Annotated in this window: 2 protein-coding genes and 1 pseudogene; all 3 read right to left on the bottom strand. The window is 76.5% G+C overall.

The genetic code is table 11. The features are described 5' to 3' along the window. Positions 1-1,326 (bottom strand): annotated as a pseudogene (locus ACTUAL_RS07710) (hypothetical protein); the annotation flags it as partial. A gap of 438 nt (positions 1,327-1,764) precedes the next feature. Continuing rightward, positions 1,765-2,403 carry a DedA family protein gene (locus tag ACTUAL_RS07705; RefSeq protein ID WP_440899759.1) on the bottom strand — a complete coding sequence of 213 codons (639 nt, stop codon included), beginning with the start codon at positions 2,401-2,403 and terminating at the stop codon, positions 1,765-1,767. A gap of 152 nt (positions 2,404-2,555) precedes the next feature. Beyond that, positions 2,556-3,269: saccharopine dehydrogenase C-terminal domain-containing protein (locus ACTUAL_RS07700; RefSeq protein WP_440899758.1), on the bottom strand; the 714-nt coding region annotated here is incomplete at its 5' end.

Here is a 3,269-nt window from a genome sequence, read left to right as displayed (position 1 = left end):
GTCGGCCAGCGCCGCCGCGCACACCCCCACCGCGTCCACCGCGTCCCCGCGCGCCACCAGGAACCCGCCCACCGCGCACCCCAGCAGCCAGCTGTCCGGCGCGCCCGCCACGAGCGCCGCCGCGACCAGGTTCTCCCGCTCGGCCGCGAACCACCGCCCGGCCAGCTCGGCGTCCGCGAACCGGGGGAGCGCGGCGGTCCGCTCGGGGAAGCGGGGCCGGGGCACGAGCGGCGCGACCACGTCGGCGGCCCGTCCCGCCGCGTCCCGGTAGAAACCGACCAGCCGCCCCAGCGCCGCCCGCCCGGCGCCCTCGACCTGCTCGGCCACGTGCGCGCGCACCAGGTCGTGGACCCGGTACCGGCCGGGGGAGGGGCGTTCCAGGAGTCCGGCGGTGGCGAGCAGTTCGAGCCGCGCCAGCGCGCCGTCCCTGGTCCCGCCCACCAGCGCCGCCGCAGCGCTGGGCGTGAAGTCCGGTCCCGGCGCGAGCGAGAGCAGCCGGAGCGCCTCCCAGGCGCCCGCGCCGACCGCAGCCTCGGCCCGCGCCAGCACGGCGGCCACCGGGGAGCGCGCCTCGGGGTCGAACCACCCCTGGCCGCCGGGCGCCGGAACCCCGCCGAGCGCGGCCCCGGCCACCCGCAGCGCCAGCGGAACCCCGCCGCACAACCCGATCAGCTCGGCGGCGTCCGCGACCACCCCGCCCGCCACCGCGGTGAGCACCGCCTCGGCCCCGCGCTCGTCCAGCGGCCCGAGCCGGAAGCCGCGCACGGGCAGGTCGGGCAGGTCGTCCCGGCAGGTCGCGAGCACCGGCGCCCCCTCGGCCAGGACCGGTCGCACCTGCGCGCTCCCGGTGATCCCGTCCAGCACCACGAGCACCCGCCGCCGCGCCCCGCCCAGCGCCCGCAGCCGCGGTCCGGGGGAGCCCTCGCGCGGCCCGACCCGCAGCACCCCGTCCGGGAAGTGCTCCCGCACCGCCTCGACCACCCGCTCCACGAGCGCGCTCTTGCCGATCCCCGCGCTCCCCGACACCACCACCGACCCGCCGTCCAGCACCAGCCGGGCCAGCTCCCGCACCTCGTCGTCCCGCCCGGCGAACACCTCGCGCAACGCCACGTCCCAGAGCGCCCCCACGTCCCCGGCGGTCAGCACGTGCCCACCGCCTGCGCTCCGCACGAGCTCCCCGCCCACCACGTCCCGGAGCCCCGCCACCGCGCCCGTGACGTCCCCGGAGGGCAGCCGCGCGGCCACCTCCGCGTCGGGGACGACCCGGTTCGCCTTGAGCAGCAACGCCACCAGCACCGCCCGCTGCTCGGCCGACAACGCCACCACAGCGCTGATGCTAGGGCGGCCGGAACCCCGGCGGGCCGCGTGTTGCGCGCACCTCGGGGTCGGCCGGACGGGGCAGCGGCGAGGGCTGTTCGCGCAGGTCGGACGCGGCGGGGTGGCCCGCCCGCCGCGGCGTCGGAGCCCGCTGCCAGGCCGGGGGAGGGGAGACCCCGACCTCTGGGAATTATTCGGAATAATTCCTTCAGTGTTGACCGAAACCAGCGCCTCGGCTCTAAAAAACGTCCGGAGCGGTGTTCTTCTAACCTCGGCGAGCAACAGAGACGAGTTCCGCGCTCAGCAGCTGCCGACCGGCGACGAGACGGGCGATCAGCGCGTCGATCAGCTCAGCGAGGAGCGGACGGCGGCGGCGTCCGCGCTCACCTTGCCGCACGGCTCGTGCTCCAGGTAGGTGCTCGTCGCGGGCTGGGCCTGCGGTGCGGTTCAGGAGGCGCCTTCCTCCCGCACCCCGTCGCCCGCCACGTCCCGGTTCAGCTTCCGCCGCACCAGCAGCGCCACCCCGATCCCGGCCCCCACCGCCACCACCAGCCCGATCCACGAGAACCGCTTCAACCACGTCTCCGCCACCACCCCCAGGTAGTGCACCGCGTACGTGGTCCCCGCCGCCCACACCACCCCGCCCCCGGCGTTGGCCGCCAGGAACTTCGGGTACGCCATCCGCATCGACCCGGCCAGCGGCCCGGCCAGGATGCGCAGCAGCGCCACGAACCGCCCGAAGAACACCGCCCACGCCCCGTGCCTGCCGAAGAACTCCCGCGCCTTCCCGACGTGCGCCTGCCCGAAGTGCTTCGGGAACCTCCGCCCGGCCCAGTCGAACAGCCTCGGCCCGCCGCGCCTGCCGATCGCGTACCCGACGCTGTCCCCGACGACCGCCCCGCCGGTCGCGGCCACCGCGATCCACAGCGGGCTCAGCTCGTCGTGCTGCGAGGACATCAGCGCCGCCGTCACGAGCACGATCTCGCCCGGCAGCGGGACCCCCACGCTCTCCACCCCGATGACCAGCCCGACCACCAGGTAGACCAGCAGCGGCGGGATCGTCTCGAGCAGCTGCTCCACGCTCACCGGCGCACCTCCTTCACCCGAAAAGCCTACGCGGGTGACGATCGGCCACCCCGGACAGCGCGAGAGGGGCCCGCGCGGCGCGAGCCCCTCTCGGACGGGTGACAGATCGTCGGGTGGCAGATCAGCGGGTGGACGGATCGGCGGGCGTCGGATCAGCGGGAGGTGAAGCGCACCCCGTGCTCGGCGAGGTACCCGAGCCAGCGGCGCGCGGCCTCCGGGTCGGTGGTCGCGGTGTGCGTCCCGGCGGGCGTGCGGCCCTCCAGGACGTCGAGCACCCCGCGCGCCAGGGTCGTGGACACGGTGCGGGCCATCGCGCTGTCGGTGTCGTCGCCGACCACGTCGAGCACGTGCTCCCCGCGCCACTCCCGCCCGTCGTCGGCCCGCACCTGGAGCGCCACGGCCAGCACCACCCGGTCCCGGTCGGCCGGGGTGGTGGGGTAGCGCTCGGCCAGCTCGTTCGCCAGCGCGGTCAGCCGGGCGTCGTCGGCGGCGCGCAGCTCGGCGAACACCGGCTCCCACGCGGCGCTCCAGCCGCTGTTGCGGATCGTGCCCCGGACGAACACCTCGGGCCGCCACGCGTCGGGCACGCCGTACGCGCGCACGTACGGCACGCTGTCCCGGTTGGGGTAGACCTCGAACTCCTCGCCGCCGAGCACGTGCGTCCGCACCGCCTCCCACGGCCGCTCGGCCACCCGCTCGACGCCGTCCTCGACGTACCGGGCGCGGCCGAGCAGGGCGGGGAGGACGCTGCGGGGTGCCCAGCTGAAGCGGTAGCGGAACTCGTTGGGCACGGCGGGCAGGCCGCCGCAGTACGAGGTGAACGTGATCGAGGCGGGGGTGTCGGCGCCCAGCTCGGCGGCGGCGCG

The organism is Actinosynnema sp. (assembly GCF_052038725.1).
Note: the sequence above shows the minus strand (reverse complement) of the source record. Positions and strands in the feature narration are given on the sequence as shown.